Below are 26,358 nucleotides of genomic sequence, written 5' to 3'. Positions count from 1 at the left end.
GATTTAGCCATTTCTAACCTATTTAGATGACTATCGATTGAATTGAGGACATGCCCTAGCCTACCTATAAAAAAACGCCTTCATTAAAAGGCGTTTTTTATTGGATAAAACGATGCGATTTAGAACTGCCAGCTGTAAACCACATCCACCGCGTTTTCTGCCGCTGAGGTTGCCTCTACATAAATACGTCGAGTTAACTGATAACGAATAGATAAGCTATTTTGAGCATTAAATACCCCTACTCCGTAGCGTATATACAAGTCAGGCGTCACATAACCGGTGACGTTGACGTTGGTGTCTTCACTACTGCCTGAGGCATCAACGGTCAAGCTCTGAAAACCAAAAATCTGACCAATTTGATTGGTTAGATTGCGCGTGCCACTCAGTCCAAAGCTTAAGCCCGCGGCGGCTAGGTTATTCGTCACTTGCGATTTAAAGCCTTGCTCACTGATTTGGGTGGCGCCCTTGTTATTAATTCGACCTGTCACCAAAGCATTCATTGCCTGCTGTTGAGTCAAGCCTGCATTATTAAAGACAATAATATTGGGGCTTTCTGTATTGCCTTTGACACGCACACCTACCGTTTTGCCACTGATCGTTTTAACCGCCTCAATACTGAGGTTAGGTTTCATCACATCACCGTTAAAGCGCACTTGTCCGTAGTTAAGCTCTAGGTTCTGACCAAAAGCGTTGATATTGGTACGACGTGATACTTGCACCACCCCTTTTGCACGCATGACACCCGTGCCATTTTGAGTGATATTAATCGCACCAGCTAAAGGAATAACGGCACCAAAACCACGGAAGTTGATATCATCACCCAAGTCGACACCGATATCTGCATTGATTGACCAAGGTTTCGATATTGCCAATACCTCGTCAATATTGCCAATGAGACGACGATCAAGAACCACTGCATCCTCGGTTTGAGTAATGATATCTTCGCTGGCTTCTGGCGGACGAATGGTCGCTGACGGTACGCTGACCGCCCCCTTAATATCGACATAGCGATCGCCTGGACGCACGATGATATCAATATCAGGATTGATTTCTGCCACTAACAATGGTGGCTGGGTAATCACCAAACGCTCGCCGCTGACGCTAAGCTTGGCTTGGAGTTTTTGTTGCCAATTAACGGTACCAGTCAAAACCCCTTTACCCGTACCACTGCTAAAGGTTCCATCAATAGTCGCTTGCGTACCACGAATTTTGGCGTCAGTATTTACATTGGTTAAATTAATGGGCAAATCAAGCATCGCAATACGGCCATTAGCAAGTTTCACATCGCCATAGAATTGCGGCTTATCTAATGTACCGCCCAATCCTCCTGCCATCGTGACATTGCCCTCTAGCACTCGCATACCTGGGAAGAAAGGCTTGAATATCGCAAGGTTAAGCTCATTCAATACCAAAGCACCCGAAATTGGCTTAGGCGTCTTATAAGGATCAACGACCACTTCCGCATAGCCACGCGCACCGCCACCAGTATTGATATCGGTACGTAGTTTGATGCCCTCAGGGACGGATAGTGCAATTAGTGAGACCCGCTTATAAGGCAGAGTGACAGGTAAACTATCACCATCTTGAATCAAGCCGATTTTGCCGTTGTCTGAATACAGGGTGGTATTAATCGTCGGTGGACGACCACGTTGCCAGCCAACAATCGCCTTACCATTAATTTTGCCATGCCAGTCGATATCTTTGGGTAAAAAGACCGAGAGTAATGACGTATCTAGATTTTGTAAGGCAATATTCACCTCACCTTTATCAGGTGACGCGATTAAGTTTTCACGTAAGCACACCTTGCCCGTTTGATCAGTGGCTTGCCAGCAGTGTGCTGCCAACTGTACTTTTAAATCGTTATTATTGCCATTTTGATTGTTGGGTAAATTAACAATTAACTGCGCTGGCTGTAACTGATTTAAGGTCGCATATTTAGATTGAACACGGCCCTTACCGATGACGCCAGACCAGCTCAGTTTATCCCGATTGAAGCCGCCTTTAAGCCTTGCGCCAATCGTAAGCTGCTCATTGGCAACGTCAAGGTTGACCACATGCGCCTGCTCAGTACCATTAAAAGTTGCTTTAACGCTTTTAAAACTCTGTCCAGCTGCATCTAAGCCTTCAGCGGTGATAATCAGCTGACTTGGGCTGTTTGCCAAATTGACCAGCTTACCGCGCACGCGACCTTGGCGCAAAATAAAGCCCGGCAGCGCAATCCGCTCACCGACTAAATCGATATAAATGGTTGGCAGCGCTTGTCCTGCTGGCTGTGATAAGGTCGCACCGCCAGTGACTTTGCCAGCCAATTTATCTGACAACTGATCCAGACTGGTGATATTAATTTTGGTTTGTAATTGCTTAGCATTGCCATTAGCAGTGACATAATTATCACCCCAACGTAGCACTAAATTATCCGCGTTTAAGCTGTCTATCAAGGCATTTACTTGCTTATATTGCGCCTGTGCATCTTGCGTTTGTAGACGCTTGAAATAGCTTGCCAAATCTTTTGGCAGACGCATCTTCGCCGCTAAGCTACCCTTGGCACTAAGCGGTTGACCCTTTAGCATACCTCTTAAATCAATTTTTTTGATATTAATGATTTGCTGCGAGTCACTCCAGCGCCCATCCGTATCGATAGTACCGGTGATAAGGCTTGGGGTATCTTTGAGGAAATAACCAATATTAAAACGATCCATCACTGCGTCAATATCCCACGCAATGCCTTGACGTACATCAACCGTCCCTTTGGCATCAATACTGCCTGCCGCGCCCACATGACGGAAACGCTTGATACGAATCAGCTGGTCATCGCCACTGGCATCAATGGTTAGCTTGCCCGCTGGCAGTTGCTCAGCATCTAGCACTCCATCGAAATTCACCGCAAAACGTTGCAGTTTGCCTGCGGCATTTTTACTATTCTTAGGCGCAGTTTGCCACTCGCCACTGGTCTTCAAGTCACCGGTGATAATCGCTGGATTATTGGGTAAAAAATAACCCAAATTAAACTTATCGAAGCGACCATCTATCGTCCAGCCGATATTTTTACGCAAATCGATGACGCCCTTGGCATTCACTGCGCCCGCTTCACCATTGTAATTAAGCTTACGAATACTGATAAACTTTGGCGTGCCAGCCGCATCAATAGATAGGCGTCCTTTTGGTACATCTGCAGTATCGACTTGCCCATTGAAGCGCGCATCGAACATAGATAGCTCGCCACCAACAATATCGATTTTAGCATCACCCGCACCCGTTATACCAATAGCACGGCCATCTTGAGTCGCATCAAGTTGCGCCTGCAAGTCGGTCTTGTTTAAGGTAATAATATGACGCTGACCACTAACGCCACCTTTAGTAATAGTCAATAAACGACCACGCGCGCTGACACTACCGGTTAGGCGCTCAAGCGGCAAATCACTGCGATACTGTTTGGGTAATAATCCATTGGTACGCGCATCTATCTGCCATGTGAGCGGACGCTTTTTATTTGCCAATTGAATCTGCCCAGTACCTGATAAGTCGCCCACGACCCCTTTATAATTCAGGCGATTGATGTCGATGACATCCCCAGCTTTGCGCACGCGCACATCATAGTTACCTTTAGGAGCGGCATTCAATTCATTAATGACCGCATTGGCATCTACTGATAACCGTGAGCCACGAATGATGACATCCGCCTGTCCACGCGGACTATCAATATTACCGATATTAGGCACATCGCGGCGGATTAGGTTTTGCCATTTGGCATCGATATACCAAGGCGCTACCTGTGTCGACTTCGCTGACGTTTTGCCTTGGACGATATTAGCATTCACATGCTCGCCATCACGTTGACGCAAATCTGCATCAAGCTCTATGCTACCAGCGCTGTTTTTCTGCTGATAATGTAATGACAGTCGACCATTCAGCCTTTGCGGTGCATATGCTTTGAAATCAGCATAGTCATCAGGAATAACACGGCGAATATCAAAATTGCTACCTGTCGCTCGCACTTTTGCATCAAAGCTGCCTTGCCAATCTAAAATACCTTGCAGAATTAAATTTCCAGCTGGTACCTGAGCATCTAAGCGATCAATACGTAACTGACTGTTTGCAATGACGGCGCGACCTTGATAGTGACCGGACGGAATGTCTTTAGCCGTCAGCTCAGTATTGATACGCAGACGTATTTCAGAGATCACCCCTGTCGCGGTAGCAGTACCACTTTTTAAACGAATTTTTTGGCTTTCCGCATAAGGGATCAAAATATCATCCCATTGCAATTTTGCCTGAAAAGGCGAATCCTGATCCAATCCTTGGACAACAAAATCACCGCTCACATCGCTGTCATTGTAGCGACTACGAACCTTACCAACCGTACGTTTTAGCGTCCCTGTTGCTGTGATATTCAATGGGTCAACATAGGCTTTTTCTAGCGCACTGACTTCTGCAATCGCGCTTAAATCTAGCGGATAGTCGCCTTGTAAATCAATTTCACCTTGTAAGGCACTGATTTTGACGATATCAGCATATTGTAAATCGCCGCGACCAACCGTTACCATGCTACCGACCCATGTCAAATCACGGGCAACAATATCCTGCACAACGATGGGCTCTTTGGTCACTTGTTTATAAGTAATATTTTTTATTTTAGCGTGATCAAAGCGTAAGTTTACTGGTAGCTGTAACGTTTTATAATCGAACGGCTCACCCGTTGGTGGCTTGTTATTGATAATCTCAATGGTTTGTATGTCTGCATCACGCAGATGCACTTCTTTGGCAAATATGGCACGCCAGCCTATCTTGACATAAGCTTTATCAACCAATACTTCAAGGTCTTCAGTCGCCTTGATATCGATATCAGTGACCCAGATTCCATCACGTAAATTACCGCGACCATATTTAAAATCAATGCCCGTCTCAGCACTGACTTTCTCTAATATAAACTTCGTACCCGACTCTGTGCCCATTGCGTAAAAAAATACGGCAAACATGATGGCCAGCACAATTAAAATAAGCACCAGTAATTTGAGCAAAAATGACAGCGGATACCAACGTCTGACGGCACGAGCATCGCGCTGTGCTGGATCTTCATCTGGGGCGTTATTAGGCGGGGTATTTTTTGTCAGCATGACACTCAACTACGTTAAAGAATGGTCACCGGCAATCGGCACGATAAATAAGGAATACAACGGATAATGCTAATAGCGCGTGTTGAACCTGTCTCTATTTCACTAACGGAGACGACTTAATAATGATCAATACGCGCTAAATGATGTCACTACTGGATTACATGGCTATAAAGGCGAGCCAATAAAGAAATGCAGTCTAACGGGTATGCTTTCTTCTGTCACCCCAGCCGCCACATCAACTCTTACCACACCGACTGGCGATGCCCAGCGGATACCAACACCGACGCCGACCTTTGTTTCAGTCTCGAAGTTTTTGTCGTAAGCATTACCCACATCAGTGAAGAATGCCCCGCGGAATCCTGGTTTAAATTCATAGTTATACTCTGCACTACCAACCGCAAGCACTTGCCCACCAGTCAAATAGCCCTTGTCAAGCGGTGACAAGCTCTCATAGTCATAGCCACGAATACTTTGGTCACCACCCGCAAAGAAGCGTAATTTATAAGGCACATCATAAAAATCATCTGCCCAGATGTAGCCTGTATTCAGACTGCCCAGCACTTGATGCTTTTGCTCATCGCCAAAACTATAAATGCCGCTGACACCCGCGCGAATGATTGCCATATTAGTGTCGCTAAGGGCTTTATCAGCCCCTGCTTCAAGCGAGTAATACTGACGCATACCGCGAGTCGGATTGGTCACACTGTCTACATCGGTTTTGTTCATACCATAACCAAATAGCAGCGCTTGCTGCTTAGGCTTAGAGGAAGTAAAGCGAATAGGTAGATCGTCCAACTCTGTTTCATCGACCCCAGTCTCTAGCTCATCTAAACGGTAATTCACAGAGTAGCTGCGATTCCAGCCACTGTCACGGCGAATATTACGCGCCAATGCTGCTTTTAGCGTCGTAGTAGATAAGTCAAAGTTGCCTTCACCTTGGTCGATGACCTCTTCTTCATAGGTAAGACGCGCATCTAATTTATCGTTAAGTGGATGTTTCCAAGGTCGACTGGCATAAACAGCGACGTTTTTAGTAATTCTGGAAACCTCGGTCTCCGCACCAGCTTGGTAGCCTTTACGATTGAGCAAATTATAGTCTATTTTTGCCGTCGCTCGCACGCCCGTATCTGTGCCGTAACCAAGACCTACTTGGGCATCGCGCGGCTTACTTGAAGAGACAAAAACATACAACGGTACTTTTTTACTTTCTGCCACTTGTCGCGGCGTTTTTCGACCAGCCAGCGTTGGTGGTACAAAGTTTTCATCAGTGATTAAGCTTTCTTCATCAGGGAATATTTTTTGCGCAATATTACTGATGCCGTCGCTTATTTTACCCAAAAGATTGTCCGCCTCTTGGTCTTTTTCATCCAATACACGGTCATTTGGTAAGCGGCTCAAGCGCTCTGCTTTTTGTTTGATAGCTTGTAGTTTATCAAGTGTTGCTGCATCAGCTTCAAAATCGATCGCCGCAATATCGGCGGGATTGACTGTTTCACCGCTATTGGCAGTCGTATTACCCTCACTCTCTGCGTTATTTTCATCACCATCATCAGCGTTATTGTCTTGATTAACACGGCTACTATTAGAAGCAGCTGAACTTTTAGAAGCAGCTGAGCTTTCAGCACCATTATTGCCCGCAATGTCTGAGGCGCCATCACTATTAATATCGTCGTCGAGTGTGCCGCTATTATTGGTAGGCGTGTTATCAAAAGCTAAAGTACTGGCTTCACTGCGTTCATCTGGCGGCAATATCGACTCAACGTTGACCGTATTAAAATAACGAGTCGCTGATAAGTCATTACTAAACTCGGTCACCGCTGGACGATAAAAAGGATCACCGGGCTTAAAGTCAAACAACTGTTGTAATAGTGGCAACTCAACAGGTAGCTTGTCAGGATCTTGGGTTAAGGTGTTGGTTTTTTCATCGTATGTAAAAAACACAACGTCATCAAACTCATAACGATCACCAGTGTTATAGACCAGCGATATATCTGCTGTATTATCTGGCAAGATAATATCAACGGATTTGTTTAACCAATATTGATCAAAATAGCCATAAGTATTACTCAGCGACTCAAGGGCCGCCTTGCTATCTTTATAAACACGGTGATTGAAGATATCGCCTACTTGTGGCGGCAAGTCTTTTTCAAGTGCTATATATTCTGGTTGTTCACTGCCTTCACCGCGAATCTCAACAATACGGCTATCCACACGTACCGGCTCGCCCAGCTCTTCGATAATGACATCGATCGTGTCAGCATTGCGCTGACGTAGGCGTAACGTAATATCATAGTAACCCACTGCTTGGGCTGCCTCTAATGCTGTTTGGCGTAGGCGTGGCAATGCGGCCGTAAAGTCGGTAACTGACTGAACCGTCGTATCATCAAGGGCAGCCTTGATGTTTTTCATGGGCTGAACGTCATTATCCGCTTTGGTGAGCTTTGGCTTACCATCGACAGCATCTTCAGCGGTCGCCTGCCGTAGATAAATTGTGGTATCTACATGTGGTAATGCCATCACACCTGCATTGAATAAACGGTTATAAAGGCGTTTCACGATATTGCCTTTATTACGTGCCATTGGCTTAGGCTTACTGGCTTGTTCGATACTCTGGTTTATTCCCTGAGAGTCCGCTTGATAGTCTGGCAAGTAGTCATCAGGATTGATGATATCTGACGTTGTACCGTCTTCATTGGCCTCATCACTGGCATTGGCAACAATCTCATTATCGAAAGTACCGGTTCCATCCACGCGCCCACTACTGACAGAGTCGCTAACATCGATCGGACGCGACATAACTTCAGCCGTCTGTGCGCGTTCAGCGGCGCTCTCATTCCTACCCAATGTCTCAAGATTGTTAGGAGTTGGCAGATTGGTCGCATCCAAATCCACATCTAAACCAATAGGCGGGGTTGTATCATCTAATGTAGCAATTGGCGCGTCAAAATCGCGATCGTTATTGCTGATATCATTATTGTTGTTACTGTAGTTGTTATTAACGTTGGTACTATTAATGTCCGTACTATTACTGATGTCATCAATATCTTGGGCATTCTGCATATCCATCGCAGCCAGCTCACGATCAATCTCCTCGGGCGTCATCATCTGATAACCCTGCTGCTGTATGGCTGCGGCTTGTTGCAACAAGTCATCATTTGCGCCAGCCATATTATCCATGGCATTTGCCTGAGAATTGGCCATACCCTGAGCAGCTGGTTTTTTAGCGCTTTTATCTTGAGCATCAGACTTCTTAATGCCTAGGCTTTGTTCGCTGTACTCATCCAATACTGACTGATCGATAATGCCCTGCTCTACTGCCTTTTTTAGGCGCAATGCATCCAAAGCGATATCGAGCTGAGTATCATCATCTGACAGTGTGGTTGATTGAGTACTGGTTGGTTGAATGTTTGATTGATCGACAGCTATTTGATTGCTCGTAGGTTGTTTAGGAGAACTGATATTATTTGTGGTATCAGCCAATGCAGCAGGTGCCATACCGAAACCCACTAGGCTGGTCGCTAGCGCAGTGAAAAGTGCTGAACGCGTAAAATAAATGCGCGGCGTATTGCCATGAGTTGCCATAGCTGCTGAACGACGTGTTTTTTGAAAACGGTTACTCTGAAAATCTTGAATTTTAATATCCTCTCGAACATTATCCGTATCACACTGCATCATCGATACATTGCGCGCGAGCGTTGAAGGCTGGTGTTTCATGTGTATTTCCTATCACCTCACGCGGCACAATATTATGAACGATAACAATCGCCTAGTCTTACCGGTGAATAAACTTATAGCAGTTGGCTGAATTATGGTTTACTGTCTTGCTTTGGATAATGACCGTTTATAATGCAAACCTTGGTGTCAGATTAGCACCCTGTTTTTATCAAAAAATAGACATGCGTGAGTGGTAGCAAGCCTTTGAGATCACTCACGCCTCGCGACGTAACCATGCAAAATTTACAAATCATAACTTAGATAATTATGAAATCATAGCGTCGAGCGCATGTATTTTTACCAAAGCCTTGCTATTATACGGCTTAATATTGATAAAACCTATGCTATATTTCGATAAGTTTTTGATACTGTTAATAATTATATCGATAATTATTTTCACTTTAAAAGCGGTATTCAGCGCTTTTCTTTGATCTAGCAACCGCGACCCGTCTGTAGGAATTTTCATGGCCAATCAGTTTCAATTATTTAAGCACCGCCGTTTTAGCGCCATGTTTTTTACCCAGTTCTTGGGCGCGTTTAATGACAATATTTTTAAGCAAGCACTCATACTGGTTTTGACTTACACCGCTGCGAGTCAGTTGGGCATGGAAGTCAGTATTTTGAATAACTTGGCCGCGATGTTGTTTATTTTGCCCTACTTTTTGTTTTCTGCACTGGCAGGACAAATCGCGGATAAATTTGAAAAATCAAAACTCACACGATTGATTAAGCTGCTTGAGTTCTTAATTATGGTGATTGCGGCAGTAGGGTTCGTGTTTGAGTGGTACGCATTGTTATTTGTTGCGTTGTTTCTCATGGGTACTCAATCTACTTTTTTCGGGCCTATTAAATACGCCTACTTACCACAAGCGATGAAAGAAGATGAATTGGTTGGCGCTAATGGTTTGTTTCAAATGGGGACGTCGTTAGCGATCTTACTCGGTATGATTATCGCGGGTGTTTTAACCCAGATAGCACAGCCGCTCTATTGGATAAGTGTGACCGTATTGGTCATCGCCGTATTGGGTTATTTTGTCGCACGATTGATACCCCACATGCCAGCGATGCAGCCAAACCTAAAAATCAACTGGAACATTGTGACCACTAGTGTGGCGACGGTGCGCTACTTATATTCATTGCCTTTTTTGTTCTTTGTCATCCTTGGTAATAGCTGGTTTTGGTTTTATGGCGCGACGTTTTTGACCCAAACGCCAGAATTCAGCAAGGTCATCTTACATGGTGATGAATCAGTGGTTATTTTCCTATTAACCTTGTTTTCTGTTGGTGTGTCGATTGGCTCATTATTATGCAAATCACTAACCAAAAACCAAGTCAGCTTACGTCTTTTGCCCTTTGGTATCGCCGGCTTAAGTATTTTTGCAATTGATTTGTATTTTTCACTGTCAAGTCTCAACATCAATGTGAATAATGCGACTCTGTTTGGCATCAGTGAGCTATTTGCGGTGAGTGGCAGCTGGCGCGTCTTTGCTGATTTATTCTTTTTGGGCTTTAGCGGCGGTTTATACATCGTACCATTATATGCCTCTATGCAGGCCTATGCACCCAAGAGCCACCGCGCGCGCGTCGTTGGTGCCAACAATATCTTTAACGCGATATTTATGGTCACCTCAGCGATTTTCTCTATCGTGATCTTGAACGCTTTGGGATTCAATTTACCTCAGCTATTTTTGGTGACAGGACTCATAAACATTGCCTTCGGTGCCTTTTTATACAGTAAACTCAATAAACATATTAAAAATGCAGTCATCCAAACGCATGATGAAGTGGCTCCATAAGTAAGATTGGCATGCTGCTATAGCAATCAATGTGTTATCAAACTGATAATATTGATGCTGATCATTTGGATTGTTTGCTATAGTAATACCTATGCGTTAATCACTATCATTATTTTAGAAAAACAGATAATGTTTTAGAAGAACAGATAAGTTTAATTTTTTGATCGTATTTAAGCCATCAGGAGTGAATCATGGCCCTGCGCCCCTTATCCAAAGTCGACCAATTATTACTTGGGGTCGATAAGGCATTACGAGCTGTCGTACCACATTCAAACCCTAGCACTCGTCCACTACCAGTCAGCAGTGACGAGATTCCTGAGCTCACTATCACCGAGGCGCGACATGTCGCCGGATTGATGCGTATCAATCATACTGGTGAAGTATGCGCGCAAGGTCTGTATCATGGTCAAGCATTTGCCGCCAAAAACAGTGGCGTCAAGCAAGCCATGCAACAATCAGCCGAAGAAGAGGTCGATCATTTGGTCTGGTGCGAGACGCGATTAGACGAGCTTGGCAGTCATGCCAGTGTCTTTACGCCATTATGGTATGGCATGTCTTTCGGTCTTGGTGCAGTCGCGGGTGCCATCTCTAATGAATTTAGCTTGGGATTCGTCGCAGAGACAGAAGCTCAAGTCAGCGAACATTTACAAGACCATATCACCCAATTACCAGAGCACGATAAACGCTCAAAAGAGATACTGGCACAAATGGATATTGAAGAGTTGCATCATCGTGAGCTGGCATTAGCAAGTGGCGGCGCAGCGTTATCACCGCCTGTACGTCATACTATGCGCTGGATGGCCAATCGCATGAAAGCCACGGCATATCACTTGTAATTGCCATCTGTGATAGCAGATTTTGAGCGATAGGTTATGATGATAAGTGTGTTGTGATGGTAATTACAGTGCGCTTTATTATTGATATTGCTCTCATTTACCCTGCTGTCGCTGGCATGACGTACACGCTATCGCGTTACTATTAACAATCCTACTACTGATAGCGCTCAGCTGAATTTGTTAGGGTATTAAAAATTTGTATGATTTTGCCGCAAAGACATGAGCTAATAACCATTCAATTGCTAAATAACAACTAAATAACAACTAAATAAACTAAGGTAACGATTTTTATGAAAGCCATCAACCAATCGACTCTCTCTGCCCGTGCGTCTAGCAAGTCGCCTAAACTGGCAACTCTGACAGCACTGGCAACAGCTTGTGCCATGCTATTATCAGCGCCTGTCAATGCAGCAGAAACCAATGCGGCAACAGATGCTGCAAAGACCGATACTACTGCCACATCGGTGCCTAGCGCTATGGATTCTAGCAAACGTGTGATTCGCCTTGCTCGACCGACTGCGGCTAGTACAGCACAAGAGGGTACTCCATCAACTTCACCAACTGCGGCGGTAACAGCCAATACTCAACCAACTGACCTTCAAAGCACTAGCGTTCCACAAAGTGCTCCTTTACCAAATAATGCTCAGCCGTATCGTGCGCCAATGAGTACATTGCAACCACAAGATGTTGTACCAGCACCAAAAATACCTGAGTTCACTGGCACCACTCGAGTTTATGAGCCTGGTCCTTTGACCGCTACTGGTGTCGACCTGCGTAGTGGTCAGCTTGCCAATATACCAACGCCGCAAGTGCAATTGTCAGACGTAAGCTTTGTACCGACTGTGTTGATTCCTCAGCAAAACGGTAATAACAACGATCAGCTAGATGTGAGCTTGCTTGATGACTTTATCGAAGACGTCTCACCTAATGCCCGTCATTACCCACCAAACTTCCCTAACCGCTCACAGCGCCATTATACGCGTGAAAAAATCAAAGTATTGGCTGAATGGATACAGCCTTATGCTGAATCACCAAATGCCTCTTATGATGTATTGATTCGTGCCGCTAAACTCAATGGCATGGGACGTAACTTAGATTTGGGATCAGACTATACGATACGCGGTGGAAAATATGTTGACCGTGCCATTAAACTGCAACCTGATAGCGGCGAAGCCAACTTCTTATATGGCATGATGTTGTCAGAAGGCGGCGGCTTCAAAGAAGGTCAAAAATACCTAGACCGCGCAGTGTCTCTTGGCTATACCGAAGCAGAGCAAAGCTTGGCACAGTCAGACTTATTAAGTGATCGCCGCGATAATGCACTAGAGCGCTTGCGTCGTCTTGAACAGAAAAATCCTAACAATGACATCATTCGTCAGCAAATCAAACTTATTGAAGAGGGTAAATTCTACATCTGGGATATACCTGCGCCTGACATCAATGTTAAGCCTAGTGCTTAACATTGATTGGGTATTTAAATCTCATTAAGTAAATTTACCAAATTCCATGATTGCTCCATAAGCTAGATTGACTCGACTAAGCCCCTGACTTTATATAGAAATTACTTCAATATAGAGTCAGGGGCTTTTTTATGTCTAACGAAACTCCATTGAACCCAACTTGCTGTCTGCCTTATTTAAATGCGTGTTCGATTCAATTATCGAAGTTTAAACCGTATTTTTGAAATTTAAATAAAATAGTTTAATGCGAAAAGTTACGCTACACTTCTTCTTATAAATTACTGACTCAATCATGCTTTTACGACTAACTGGACTCACCTATGACTTTCGCTAGCCCTATCAAAAATATGGTGACGCATGCTAAGAAAACCCCATTTTCGATCACATCAGTCGCCTTGATAGCCGCGGTAGCATTACTACCTGCGTGCAGTACGGTATCAGTGAATAAGCAAGCGTCAGCGAAGACGATTACTGCGCAGCGCGGTAATATCGTCACCACCAAGAAACTAAGCAGTGATACGGCATCAGCGCTCTTATCGGCAGGGCTCAATGAGCAAGCCTGTATGCAGCAGTTTGATTTATGCCTTACTCAGCTTACTGACAGTATTTTGAATGAACACTACCGTCCTGCTTTGGCAGTTTTTGCAGAGTTACACTACGCAAAAGCGCGACAGCTTTCTGCCTCTCAGGACTGCCGCAATGCGCTGGCTCGCCCGCCACTTGATCCTTATTATGCCAACGCACCTTTAGAAGATACAGAAGCTAAAGTCCAGCAAGAAAACACCAATCGCTGTCTAACAGGTTATCAAGAGCGATTATTCGATGCTATCAAATCCAGTTATACCTATTTATTTTATGACAGTTTGACGCATGATTTTGAGGGCGCAGATCAAGACAAAAGCCCCTCTCAGGCACAGAATCGTATTCCAAATGACACCGATATTCAGACCCAAGACATCTATAATGCCGCCAGTAATGATGTGATAACCCAGCTTTATAGATCAACCAACGGCTCAAATAAATTGATGGGCGGCACCAAAGTAGATTATTTGCCCACATCCGCTAGCCATCTTAATGACAGTAGCCAAGCCGCGATTGCCAATTACTCACCGCTCAAGGGCAAACCGACTGATCAAGTCAACGTCATGAAAATACAAATTGATGATTATGATCTTGGTGTGTATTTGCCTAATGAAAATAACTATTTGCAAAATGCACATAAGCAGACCTCTGCACTAGCAGACTTGGTTTCCACTTACGAATTACGCCTCTCTGGGCTTAACTCAATCAGCAAACGTCCAGGCTTAGGTATCAGCTTGGTGGCCTCACTGGATGACCGCTATACCACCACGATTCGCCAATTATTAGTGTCATCATTGTCAGGTCGATTGACCAATGAGAAAGATGGAGACACAGATGAGAGCAAGCCAAGTTCTCGTATCTACCCTACTGGACATTTGCTATTAACAGGATTGATTGAACCAAGCGGCGATAGCGTATTGGATGTACTAAGCAGTCGCAAGCTCGATATTCATTTGTACAACCCGTACCAAAGCGAAAGCGTTAATATCCTTAATAGTGACTATCCACTGGCGGCTAACTTTTCTGCAGGTTATGGCTTGTGGCTGTCAGAGAACCAGCTAGATGGCGTCGGTTATCTCAATTTAATCACTCGCCAGCCAGAGGCCAGACTGCCCAAATTATTCATGCTTGAGCCTTATGATCCCAATAAGCGCGTCCTGATTATGCTGCATGGTTTGGCTTCTAGCCCTGCCACTTGGGTCAATTTAACCAACGATATTCTCAACGACGATAAGTTGCGTGATAACTATCAAGTGTGGCAGATATTCTATCCAACCAATTTGCCCATTTTAGAAAATCGTTATCAAATACAACAGTTAATCAACAGCACCTACGAGCAAACTGATCCTAAAGGACAAAATCGCGCCAGCAAAAACAGCGTGATTATCAGTCATAGTATGGGTGCCATTATCGCTCGCATGATGCTATCTGATGAGAACTTGGTCGATGACCTAGATCGACTAGACGATCAAAATTTGCTGTCTGATAGTGAAAAACGTAAGATTCGTGACGCACTTAAAGCATCATTTGGCGAAGATCAGCTAAAAGAACGCTTTGAGCTAAAAGCCTTACCACAAGTAGATACGGCTGTCTTTTTATCAGCGCCTTTTCGCGGAACTGACTATGCAGATCGCTGGTTCACTCGGGCACTGCGCCGTATTGTCTATTTGCCAGTCGGTTTGGTAAAAACTGTCACGGACAACTTGGCCACCATTGCCACGCAAGGTGATTTGGCACAAAATCCTTTGGGTGCGTTATATTTACAAAATGGTGCAAGTCAGCTGAGTGACAAATCTTCTTTTATACAACTGACGAAAGACATCACCATCAATGATCGTGTGACCTATCATTCTATCATTGCCAATAATGATGCCGACATTACCAAAGGACTGGCGCAAATGCAGCCAGCCGGTGCAAAGGTTGATTTGTCGCAAGCAGTAGAAGAAGACATTGAAAATGAAACAGTCGGTACCAGTAGCCCTTCTGATAGCTCAAAGCTCTCTGCCCAACCACTGGTTGCAGCCGTCACCGTCAATGAAGATATCAGCCAAGCACTAACTGAACGTTTATCAGATGGTATTGTTCCTTATACCAGCGCTCATCTTGATGGCGCAGCCTCTGAGACGATTATCAGCGGTGGTCATAGCATTCAAACTAACCCGCAAACTATTTTGACATTACGCCAGATTCTACATAAACAATTGCAGGAATAATGATTGCTTGTGTCATATAGCACTGCACTGGTCTTTGCGCTTTAAAATTAAGAGTAAAGCAGATGGCTTTGCAACTTTGTACTCTGTTGGATATTTGTGCCTATACTAGTACAAAAATAAAACATTACTGTTATTAAGGTGAACTTGATAACACCTTGTTTTCTCAAGCGATTAGTCTGATATATCTGGGTTTATCTCAGCAGTTTTTAATGACTCTCAGGTATGCGACCAATCTGTTGCGCAGCTTGCGTGTGTATCGAGGGAAGCGCATAATATATTGACAGCACCTGACAGTAATGTATTAATTTATAGGGATATAAATTACTTAATTCAGCTAAACAGTCGTTAGCTTAGCCGCACTCTATCCCTAAGATTGCTCGCTAATCAACACTGAGCCATTGCCCGTACTATTTTTTACCTTAATCTATAGACGATTGCGGGCAGTTACTTGAGCGTTTTATGGAAGCCAGCGCTATTCAGCTAACAGATAAGGGTAACCGTTTATGTTCGCTACGTTTATGATTGACCAGCTCGATGCGCTGATGCTCGCGCGTATCCAATTCGCTTTTGTTATCTCGTTTCATATTGTTTTTCCCGCGTTTTCTATCGGACTTGCCAGCTGGTTAACGGTGCTTGAATTCCGTTGGCTCAAAACAGGCGAGCCAATTTATGCTGAAGTTTATAAACACTGGGTCAAGATATTTGCCGTGGTATTCGGTATGGGCGTGGTATCTGGTGTAGTAATGTCCTACCAGTTCGGTACTAACTGGGCGGTATTTTCTGACAAAGCCGGTAACGTCTTGGGGCCACTACTCGCCTACGAAGTATTGACCGCGTTTTTCTTAGAAGCATCCTTTTTAGGTATTATGCTATTTGGTTGGGGGCGTGTGAGCAAGCGTATGCATTTCGCTTCCACTGCCATTGTCGCCATTGGTACACTGATTTCAGGCTTTTGGATTTTAGCCGCCAACAGCTTTATGCAGACGCCGCAAGGCTTTATGATGGGCGCAGATGGACTGTTATATCCTACCAATTGGCTTGAGATCATCTTTAGCCCTTCATTCCCTTACCGCTATGCTCATATGATGACAGCGGCATTCTTGACGACTGCCTTTGTCATTGGCGGGGTTGGTGCTTATTATATTCAGTCCAAAAAACACACCGAACACCGTCAACATGGTCGTGTCATGCTAGGTATGGCCATGATTATGGCGATATTTGTCGCACCCGCTCAAGTATTGATTGGCGATGAGCATGGTCTAAACACTTTAGAGCATCAGCCAGCCAAAGTCGCAGCGATGGAAGGTATTTGGGAGGATGAGCGCGGCGCAGCGTTACGCTTATTTGCTATTCCTGACCAAGAAAACCAAACCAATAAATATGAAATAAGCATCCCCTATGTTTCAGGCTTGATTCTTACCCATTCGTTAGATGGGGAAGTAAAAGGTCTAAAAAACTGGGCACCTGAAGACCAACCACCGGTGATGATTGTATTCTGGGCATTTCGCATCATGGTTGGTATTGGCATGTTAATGGTGCTGGTCGGCTTATTTAGTCTCTATAAATACTTTAAAAAGCAGCAGTATAATCCCGAAAGTGTCTGGTTCCACCGTGCTTGGATGATGATGACGCCACTTGGCTTTATCGCATTATTGGCGGGCTGGTTTGTGACCGAGACAGGACGTCAACCATGGACTGTATATGGTGTGATACGCACCGCAGAAAGTATGTCACCGCTCGCAGCACAGCAAGTGGCAACCACGTTGATTGGTTTTATTGTCCTCTATATATTTGTTTTCGGTGCAGGCAGTTTTTATATTCTACGCTTGATCGCTCAAGGGCCAAAACCGTATGAAGATCCTGCCGATGATAATTTCTATGAACACTCAGTGACCGAAAGCCAAGGTCGTGCGCTCAGTGGCGATAACAATCCTGCTAAGAGTACTGAAGAAGATATAGATACTCCTGCAAACGACGTCGATGATGGAGGGTTACGCTAATGTTTAACTACGGTGATGTATTAGACTTACCTTTAATTTGGGGCGGACTGATCGCTCTATCCGTCTTTATCTATGTATTGCTTGATGGCTTTGATTTAGGCTGCGGCATCTTGTTTCCCTTTGCTGGCTCAGATAAAAACCGTAGCCGCATCATGAACTCTATTGCCCCATTTTGGGATGGTAACGAGACTTGGCTAGTATTGGGCGGTGGCGGCTTGTTCGCTGCTTTCCCAGTGGCTTATGGCATCATTATGACGGGGCTTTATCTGCCTGTTACTTTTATGCTATTCGGTCTAATAATGCGTGGTGTGGCATTTGAATTTCGCTTCAAAGCATCGTCACGTCGTCACGTATGGGACACTTTCTTTTTTGTTGGTTCAGTCGTTGCTACATTCTCTCAAGGTATTATGCTTGGGGCGCTTGTACAAGGTCTTGAGGCAAGCAACCGCCTATATACTGGTGGGCCGTTTGACTGGCTCACACCTTTCTCGATCGTCTGCGGCTTTGCCATGATTATCGGTTACGCCTTGCTTGGCTCTACATGGCTCATTATCAAAACTGAGCATACCCTACAAGTCTGGGCACGCAAAGTGTCTGGCTGGATGCTGTCTGCTTTGGTAGTGGCAATGATCGTCGTCACAGCGTTTATGTATTTTTCAGACATTAATGCCCTCGAAGGCTGGTTTGGCTTCCCAGGTCTATTATATCTAGCACCTATGCCAATTATAGTTTTACTATTATTTTTCTTGATGCGTAAAGACTTAAGTGGCGAGCGCGAATATCGTCCTTTCTTGTTGACTGTGGCACTGTTTTTGATGGGCTATATCGGGGTTTGTTTCGCCATGTTCCCATACATCGTACCGTATCAGATGACGATTTATGAGGCAGCCGCAGCTGACACCTCACTATCCTTTATGTTAGTTGGTGCCGTCATAATGCTACCGATTATCCTGAGTTATACCGCTTTTGCCTACTACACCTTTAAGGGTAAAACCGGACATGAGCATATGTACTAAGGGTAAACAAAGGATATAAAAATGTGGCTACTGCAAATATGAGCAGTAGCTACACTTTTTAAAGCGCATTCACACGTAGTAGGAGGCGAGCATGAAGAAGCTCAGTAAGAAACAGTCACAATGGGCATGGTTCATTGGGCTATATATAGCAGGGTTTGCAGTTATTTTTACAATTGCTCAATTAATCAAGTTGGCTATGGGCATCTAGCAATCATTTGCAGCCCACTTAGCCATGGCTATATCACATAAAAAAGCAGCGCCGATTCATCGACGCTGCTTTTTTATGTGATTACTTATATAAGATTAATAAGAATTAGGCATCTTGATCTAAGCCCTTTATTATAAATACCATAGTCTAAACGCCATAATCTAAGCGCCTTGATGGTGATCAACACTGTTACTTTTGATAAATTCATTTACCTGCGCTAAGCGTTCAGGCGTGCCCACATCGATCCAATTATCAGAAATGATTTCAGCCGTGATTTGGAACTTTATCATCGCTTGCTTGAGCAATGGTGCCAACGCCGCTGGCTGACCTGATATCAGCCCATCGACCAATCGTGGTGACATCACACTAATGCCAGCAAAGGTGTATTTGTCTGCATCACCAATCGGCTGCTCGCTGGCTAAACCATTATTGATGGCAAAATCACCGCCGTTATTATGCTCTGGATTGTCAATCAATAACAGATGTGCGCGCTGATCAGCGCCAAGCTTATAATCTCGCAACTGCGCAAAATCATAGGTCGTCCATACATCTGAGTTCACTAAGATAAATGGCTCATCACGCAGCTTGCCAGTTTGTAACGCTCGAAAAATACCACCTGCGGTCTCTAGAGGCTCATCATCCTCTACTGACCAATGCAATTTAACACCATACTGACTGCCATCACCCAGCGTATCCATCAGCTTGTCAGCCAGCCATGATGCATTAATGGTGATATCAGTGATACCAGCCGCTTGTAGCGCTTTAATATGCCAGACGATCAGCGGCTGTCCACCCACCTCGACCAGAGGTTTGGGTGTATCCAGTGTTAACGGGCGCAGACGCGTGCCCTTACCAGCAGCCAAAATCATTGCTTGGGTAATCATTGCTCGGTCAATCTCAGACATGTGCGCTCCTTTTTTTATTTTATGGGATTATACATTCAGATTAAAGCTTGCTAATGTTTTAACGTAACTTATCAAATGAGCATTACTTATCAGATGAGCATTCGCGTCAAATAAAGCTCGCAAGTGTTTCGTTCTAAATATATTGCTGTACGAACTTATTTTGATAAGCTGGCAGTATATTATCCCTAAGACTCTCATTAAACGGCGCTACTGCTTGTTGCATATGCGGTCTACCGTGCGCCTCTAACCATTCTAACTCGAACATTAAATCACGCATCACCTTAGGAATATCCGCCAAATAGCGGTCTTTGCCATCTCGCTCAGACAAGCGAATAAAAATCCCCAACACTTTTAAATGTCGCTGCACGCCCATGACATTCATATCGTTTTCGAGCTGCTCTATTTTATCTGCCGTAGTCAAGCCTGCCTGCTTTTGCAACTGCCAAAAATCATTAATCCATGCAGAGACTTGGCTCTCTGGCCATTCTACATAAGCATCTCGCAGCAATGACACCAAATCATAAGTATAAGAGCCGATGACGGCGTCTTGAAAGTCAATCACGCCTAAGCGCGAGCGATCCGCTTGGTCCTGCATCAAATTGCGACTGTGATAGTCACGATGGACGATGACTTGTGGTTGCTGCAGAATCTCTTTTATTAAGGCTTCTTTTAAAGTATTCCATAATGCTTTATCAAACTCGACACCGATATAAGGTATAAACCAATCGCTAAATAAATCCATCTCACGATCTAATAACGCGGTATCATAATCTGGCAATTGATGTTGCGACTTTGCTGTTTCAACTGGCACAGTCTGTAGCGCGACCAACGTCTGCATTGCCAACTGATAATGCTCATCTATCTGCGCAGGCGTCGCATCAACGAGCAGATGGGCGAACTCTATCGCACCAAAATCCTGTAACACCAAAAATCCTTTCGTCACGTCTTGCGCAATGAGTGTCGGCACATTGATCGCTGGTGCCATCAGCTTAGTCACATTGATAAACTGGCGCATGGCGTCTTGTTCGTCCGCTGAATCCATAACAATATAATGTGCAACTGTCGTGCCATTACTGTCTGACAGCTGGATTCTATGGTATTGGCGAGCGCTTGCGTCACCGGGTAGACTATCGAGTTGGAACGTTTGACCAGCAAATACTTGCTGCAACCAGCTCTCTAATTGTTGTAGACGGCTATTGAGTTTGTTATCGATCATATTAGGCTCTAAAAGTATTTTATCAGTCATAATGGGCATCGCAGGTTAAATATAAGTCATAAACAATTAAAATAGTGATAAGTCAGGCAAAACCTTGTTAAAATAGCAACGTCTTGAGCCAAAAAAACTGCGATAGCAGGCGTATTGGAATATCATTCGACATCTAGCGCTGAGCATAACCTCAGCAACCATTCAAAAAACAGCTTGGCTATATTATAAATTTTGGTAAATAGTGTAGCTGATTTGGTTTTTTTTGACTATGATTAGTCGTCATTATATGTAAAACAGCCAAATTCTTAAGATAGCATTATCAATCAGTGATTTTTTAGTCGTTTATTAACCGCCATACATGATTAATAATATGGTTACTAAATTCAGTATCGCAATTCAATAGGCTCTGCAATCATAGGTGTGCCCTTGTTATATTCTCCGCTTTACCAAAGCATCCGTTTGATCTTATTTGGTGCCTTAGGCTTGTCCAGCCTAACCGTTAGTGCTGCGCCCAGCAATGCTGACACACAGCAAACGGAGTCGCTAATCACTGACAGTAGCACCCGCTATATCTCTGATGTTACACCTGATGCCAATCGCAGTAGCGTCCAAAAAGACAGCGACTATAATGATATCCGCTATCAAAATAGCAATAATCAAAAAACTGACTTTCAGCGTAATACGTCTCAAAAGGCTGCTACTGATAACAATACTTCAGACAGTAGTTTTGACAATACTTTTAATGAAAGCGCCTTTAGTGAAAACACCTTCAACGACAGCATCTCTAATGAGAATGCTATTAATGAAAGTCCCTTAGACAACCGCCCTCTAGAAATTACCGCCATTAATGAGAGTGATAATAAAGGTTTTGTACCAGCAGATACGATTGCGACCACTCAAAACAATAGCACTGCTCAGCTTACTGAAACCACTGCACCTAAAGCCGCACAGAAGACTGGTAAAGTTGATGTGAGTGATGAAAGTATTCAAGATAGTCTGCTGCGTTTAGCAGAATTTTATGAGCTGACACCTGATACAGATGCCTCAACGTTAAACAATAGTGATAATGCTAACCAAGATATCATTCAAAACGAGCTAACACCTACCCCGCAAACCATTCCAAAAGTGGGTAAAAACTTACAGTTATTACCGGATGCCGTAGATAGCGCCCAACGCTGCGAAGGTCAATGGGTCTATCCAAAGAGCAACCCCAACTATCAACGCGCGGTCAATGAGGCGGGAGCAACCAATGGACAGCCTGCGCCAAACTTAAATGGTCTCCCGAATAATCAAGCGCCGCTGTTTTCAGAATCAGATTATGGTTATTACGACAATGTCGACTATGCAGAGCTGTCGGGCAATGTCATCATCAATCAGGGTACCCAGCAGATAGAAGCAGAAAAAGTCTTGTTAGATTTGAGCAATGGCGTAGCCGCTGCTCAAGGCAAAGTCATGTTTACTGACCAAGCGACAGGTCAGCAAGTATCACGCAACAACGCACTAGATAGCAATGCGCCAAACCGCTCATCGAATAACCCCCAAGCCAATTTCACTGAAAAAGCATCAAAAGGCGGGCTTATTGGGGTCGCCGATAGCTTAAATTATAATACTGAAACTGGACAGTCGACAGCCAATGATGTGGCTTTTGCTAGTGTAGAACTGCAAGCTCATGGTTATGCCAAGCGCTTGAACAGACCAAATGACAGTCAATATGAGCTAGATGATGTCATGTTTAGTACCTGTCCACCAACCAATCGTAAATGGCAGTTTGATGCCAAAAGCATTGATTTAGATACCGATACAGGTCGCGGCGAAGCCTATAACACTACTTTCCGTATCGCTGACGTACCTGTGTTCTATTTGCCTTATTTCAACTTTCCGATTGATAATCGTCGCACCAGTGGTTTTTTATTGCCGAATGCCAGTATCAGTAGTGAAAGCGGTCTTGAGGTTGATATACCCTACTATTTCAATTTGGCACCCAATTATGATGCCACGCTCAATACCCATATTTATACCGATCGTAATCCTATGGTGTCAGGCGAGTTTCGCTATCTGACCGAAAGTTATGGCGAAGGTATTTTTAATGGTTCATATTTACCTAATGACAAAGAGTACAATGACGAAGACCGCTCTAGCTTTTTTTATGATCATTATTGGTCATCTAAGAGCATTCCACGCTTAAGCGGTGATGCAAAATACAGCTATGTGTCAGATTCAGACTACCTCAATGATTTTGACACGCTGGGTCTATCAGACAGCACCATAAACTTACCACGCCGTGCACGTGTCAATTATTATAATGACTATGTTGATGGTGAATTGAAGGTAGAAACCTTTCAAACTCTAGACGCTTTTACCAGTAATGGCAAACCCTTAGAAGATAAAGATAAGCCTTATTCAAGATTGCCGCAGCTCAAGCTCGATTATCGACTGCCTTGGGCGAAGAGCTTCGATATCACTGGTGTACATGATTCCGCTTATTTCAAAAAATCCATCGACGATGGCTCTGAGAATGAAAAAAGTGGCGGGCGAATTTATAATAAACTCAGCGCCGTTTATCCAATGGAAAAATCTTGGGGTTATATCAAGCCCAAACTGAGCTTGCAACATCTCTATACCTCTTATGATGAGGATAGCTTAGCCGACAATCAGTTGAGTGATAAAGATGGTAGCCAGTCGGTATTTGTACCGCAAGCCAGTATCGATGCAGGTCTAAATTTCTATCAAGCAGGCTCGCCTTTTGGCGCATTCGACGATACCATGGGTGGCTATCGCTTGCTTAGCCCGCGATTGAAATACACCTACTCGCCATATGAAGACCAAAACGATATTCCGAACTTTAATACTCGTATTGCCTCTATTAACTATGAACAGCTGTTCTCTGACAGTTGGTTCTTAGGGCATGATCGCTTGCAAGATTTGCATTCAATTACTCCTGGTATCAATTATCGTTACATCGACGCAACGGGTGTGACACGTTTTGATGGTAGCATTGCAGAGCAGTTTTATATCGATAATGGACGTGTTACGCTTGATGATCAGCAACCTGTCTTCACCTCTTCATCTTCAGGGATGGTTTGGGATACCAGCACGCAGCCTTACAACAACTTTTGGGTTGATGTTAGTGGTGCACTGACCAATGATTATGATTTAAATTATATTACGACTGAGCTGCGTTATCAGCCGTCTGACAACAGCTTGTTTAATGTTGGATTTGTCAAACGTCAACGTGATGAAAACACCGATCAGCTGCCGCTCTCTGCTTTTACCGCATCGGCTGTCTTTCCAATCAATAACAGCTGGCGAATCTTGGCTCAAGGTCAATACGATTACAATCGTGATAAAGTTCTTGATTCGTTAGTCGGCGTTGATTACGAAGATTGCTGCTTTGGTTTTGCAGTTTATGGTCGTCGTTACTATAATGACTTAAATGTCAAAGACAAACCAACGCAAGCCATTATGGCAGAGATTAGATTGAATGGTTTGGGTAGTGGTAGCAGCCGCCTGACTCGCTTACTCTCTGATAAAATTTTGGGCTTTGAACCTGTCCAGACTGCTTGGAAAGATTAAGACCGTGCTTGTATAAATATTTTTACTATATATTTCATAACCCTGTTTGTAACCCTATTATGGTCAACCCTGTCTAATATTTGACTGTTAAAAGTATTAAACAGCGTTGACCAACTACCATCCGATGCGATGACATTGATGAGGAGCATCATGAGATTTTTTTCTTTACGTCAAATCAGCCGTGCTGTATTGCTATCTATGAGTGCCAGCCTTGCGCTTACATTGAGCGCCCAAGCTGCCACCATTAAACCTGCAAAAGCACAAGCGCCTCAAGCAAATGCCGTGACCGCGCAGGATAACGTCAATCGTTTGACGCCAGCCAATAGCACCGACGGTATTATTGCTTTAGTCAATGAAAATGCTATCTTAAAAAGCGATTTGATCGATGCTATTACCCAAGCACAAGCACGTGCACAAGCGGCTGGTGAACCAATAGCAAACTCAGCACAACTACAGTCTGAGGTGTTAAATGCGCTCATATTGCGTGAGTTACAACTATCCATGGTCAAGCGCGTCGGTTTAAACCCTGATGAAGCGGCTATCAATCAACGCCTCGGTCAAATCGCTCAAGCAGAAGGGCTGACGAGCATCTCAGCTTTGCAACAGCGTTTGGACGCAGCAAAACCTGGTAGCTATGCGGCGCTACGTGCGCAATTAATCGAAGATGCAGCCATTCAAGCCTTGCAACAGCGCCAAATCGGTAACCGCGTGCGCATCAGCGAACAAGATATTGATGCATTTTTGGCCTCGCCTGAAGCCAAGCGCTTAAACCAGAGTGAGTATCAAACGATTCATGTACGAGTGCCCTACATGGATGACTACAGCCGACTCTCAGAAGCCCAACGCAATGAGGCGTTAAAGGTAGCAGAAGCTCTGCGGACTCGCCTGCTTGCGCCAAACGTTGATGTCGCTGAAGCGGTCGCTGCTAGTCAAGGCAGCTATCCTATTCCGTTACAAGGTGGCGATATGGGCTTTCATAAAGCCGCGTCTCTACCTACAGAGCTATCAAGTGAGATTACCAAACTTGAGGTTGGCGCGGTCAGCGCACCACTAATAACGCCTGAAGGCATCGATATCATTAAACTTGCTGACAAAAAAGCCAGCGACACTATGCTGATACCGCAGTGGCGTACTCGTCACATATTGGTAAAAGTTGATGAGCTACAGACAGACGCGCTTGCTGAGCAAAAAATTAATGATTTGTATGAACAGTTACGCAGCGGCGCTGATTTTGCTGGTTTAGCATCGACCTATTCAGATGATCCCGGTTCCGCTGGCCGCGGTGGCGATCTTGATTGGGTAAGTGAAGAAGATATGATTGGTCCATTCGAAGCCATGATGAAAAACACGGCGGTTGGTGACTACTCTGCTCCTTTCAAAACCCAGTTTGGCTGGCATATATTGAAAATAGAAGGCAAACGCCAACAAGATATTAGCGATCAATATCGTCGCAACATGGCACGTCAAGCGCTTTATCAGCGCTTAGCACCGCAAGCCAAAGAAGACTGGCTACAAGAGCTACGTGCAGGTGCTTACATCCAAGTACTTGGCTAACTGATATAGGCATCGATAAGTCAAATCTAATAATGCTTTGTCAAAAAGGGTATATGCTAATGCATGTACCCTTTTTTTATTAACGTTTATTTATGCGCTAAAAATAATCAGAAGGTAATCTCAAATATATTACAGCATGTCCAAACACAAGAATATCGAATAAAATTATTATAAGCATTA

The 26,358-nt window shown here is 44.2% G+C and carries 12 protein-coding genes; 8 read left to right on the top strand and 4 right to left on the bottom strand.

The annotated features are described in order from the left end of the window. Positions 1–119: 119 nt before the first annotated feature. Positions 120–5,114, bottom strand: a complete 4,995-nt coding sequence (locus tag JMY05_RS01895; protein ID WP_201614029.1) for a translocation/assembly module TamB domain-containing protein — start codon at positions 5,112–5,114, stop codon at positions 120–122. A gap of 165 nt (positions 5,115–5,279) precedes the next feature. Further along, positions 5,280–8,828: an autotransporter assembly complex protein TamA gene (locus JMY05_RS01890; protein ID WP_201614027.1), complete on the bottom strand. Its 3,549-nt coding sequence runs from the start codon at positions 8,826–8,828 to the stop codon at positions 5,280–5,282. A gap of 464 nt (positions 8,829–9,292) precedes the next feature. On the opposite strand from JMY05_RS01890, the gene JMY05_RS01885 reads away from it, so the two are divergent. From JMY05_RS01885 to cydB, 6 genes are all read left to right on the top strand, one after another. After that, on the top strand, positions 9,293–10,624 hold the full coding sequence (locus JMY05_RS01885; RefSeq protein ID WP_201614025.1) for an MFS transporter: 1,332 nt from the start codon (positions 9,293–9,295) through the stop codon (positions 10,622–10,624). A gap of 197 nt (positions 10,625–10,821) precedes the next feature. After that, positions 10,822–11,460, top strand: a complete 639-nt coding sequence (gene coq7, locus JMY05_RS01880; RefSeq protein WP_201615316.1) for a 2-polyprenyl-3-methyl-6-methoxy-1,4-benzoquinone monooxygenase — start codon at positions 10,822–10,824, stop codon at positions 11,458–11,460. A 290-nt stretch (positions 11,461–11,750) separates the two neighbouring features. After that, the gene (locus tag JMY05_RS01875) at positions 11,751–12,920 is read left to right on the top strand and encodes a hypothetical protein (protein ID WP_201614024.1); all 1,170 of its coding nucleotides are present in this window, start codon (positions 11,751–11,753) and stop codon (positions 12,918–12,920) included. A 320-nt stretch (positions 12,921–13,240) separates the two neighbouring features. Continuing rightward, positions 13,241–15,715 (top strand): esterase/lipase family protein, encoded by a 2,475-nt coding sequence (locus JMY05_RS01870; protein ID WP_201614023.1) that lies wholly within the window; start codon positions 13,241–13,243, stop codon positions 15,713–15,715. Positions 15,716–16,218: 503 nt separating this feature from the next. After that, complete coding sequence (locus tag JMY05_RS01865) at positions 16,219–17,715, top strand: cytochrome ubiquinol oxidase subunit I (protein ID WP_227678075.1); 1,497 nt, start codon at positions 16,219–16,221, stop codon at positions 17,713–17,715. Continuing rightward, entirely contained in the window at positions 17,715–18,731 is a 1,017-nt protein-coding gene (cydB, locus tag JMY05_RS01860; protein WP_045445007.1) for a cytochrome d ubiquinol oxidase subunit II, read from the top strand. Before JMY05_RS01865 ends, cydB begins: the two co-directional genes overlap by 1 nt. 369 nt (positions 18,732–19,100) lie before the next feature. On the opposite strand, the gene murU is transcribed toward cydB, so the two are convergent. Both murU and JMY05_RS01850 read right to left on the bottom strand, forming a co-directional pair. Next, the gene (gene murU, locus JMY05_RS01855) at positions 19,101–19,844 is read right to left on the bottom strand and encodes an N-acetylmuramate alpha-1-phosphate uridylyltransferase MurU (protein WP_045445004.1); all 744 of its coding nucleotides are present in this window, start codon (positions 19,842–19,844) and stop codon (positions 19,101–19,103) included. Between the two features lie 133 nt (positions 19,845–19,977). Beyond that, positions 19,978–21,060, bottom strand: a complete 1,083-nt coding sequence (locus tag JMY05_RS01850) for an aminoglycoside phosphotransferase family protein (protein ID WP_227678074.1) — start codon at positions 21,058–21,060, stop codon at positions 19,978–19,980. A 417-nt stretch (positions 21,061–21,477) separates the two neighbouring features. Between JMY05_RS01850 and lptD the strand changes: the two genes are divergently transcribed. Both lptD and JMY05_RS01840 read left to right on the top strand, forming a co-directional pair. After that, entirely contained in the window at positions 21,478–24,624 is a 3,147-nt protein-coding gene (lptD, locus tag JMY05_RS01845; protein ID WP_201614022.1) for an LPS assembly protein LptD, read from the top strand. Positions 24,625–24,774: 150 nt separating this feature from the next. Further along, the gene (locus tag JMY05_RS01840; RefSeq protein WP_201614021.1) at positions 24,775–26,178 is read left to right on the top strand and encodes a peptidylprolyl isomerase; all 1,404 of its coding nucleotides are present in this window, start codon (positions 24,775–24,777) and stop codon (positions 26,176–26,178) included. Positions 26,179–26,358 lie beyond the last annotated feature (180 nt).

It is taken from the genome of Psychrobacter sp. JCM 18902, from assembly GCF_904846615.1.
Classification (GTDB): Bacteria; Pseudomonadota; Gammaproteobacteria; order Pseudomonadales; family Moraxellaceae; genus Psychrobacter.
This window is presented reverse-complemented; position numbering and strand designations above follow the sequence as displayed.

Bases quoted from the DNA above. Each gene is read 5' to 3' on its own strand.
- cydB (WP_045445007.1), top strand. From the start codon at position 17,715: ATGTTTAACTACGGTGATGTATTAGACTTACCTTTAATTTGGGGCGGA.
- JMY05_RS01850 (WP_227678074.1), bottom strand. From the start codon at position 21,060: ATGATCGATAACAAACTCAATAGCCGTCTACAACAATTAGAGAGCTGG.
- JMY05_RS01870 (WP_201614023.1), top strand. From the start codon at position 13,241: ATGACTTTCGCTAGCCCTATCAAAAATATGGTGACGCATGCTAAGAAA.
- JMY05_RS01895 (WP_201614029.1), bottom strand. From the start codon at position 5,114: ATGCTGACAAAAAATACCCCGCCTAATAACGCCCCAGATGAAGATCCA.
- JMY05_RS01885 (WP_201614025.1), top strand. From the start codon at position 9,293: ATGGCCAATCAGTTTCAATTATTTAAGCACCGCCGTTTTAGCGCCATG.
- JMY05_RS01865 (WP_227678075.1), top strand. From the start codon at position 16,219: ATGTTCGCTACGTTTATGATTGACCAGCTCGATGCGCTGATGCTCGCG.
- JMY05_RS01890 (WP_201614027.1), bottom strand. From the start codon at position 8,828: ATGAAACACCAGCCTTCAACGCTCGCGCGCAATGTATCGATGATGCAG.
- murU (WP_045445004.1), bottom strand. From the start codon at position 19,844: ATGTCTGAGATTGACCGAGCAATGATTACCCAAGCAATGATTTTGGCT.
- JMY05_RS01875 (WP_201614024.1), top strand. From the start codon at position 11,751: ATGAAAGCCATCAACCAATCGACTCTCTCTGCCCGTGCGTCTAGCAAG.
- JMY05_RS01840 (WP_201614021.1), top strand. From the start codon at position 24,775: ATGAGATTTTTTTCTTTACGTCAAATCAGCCGTGCTGTATTGCTATCT.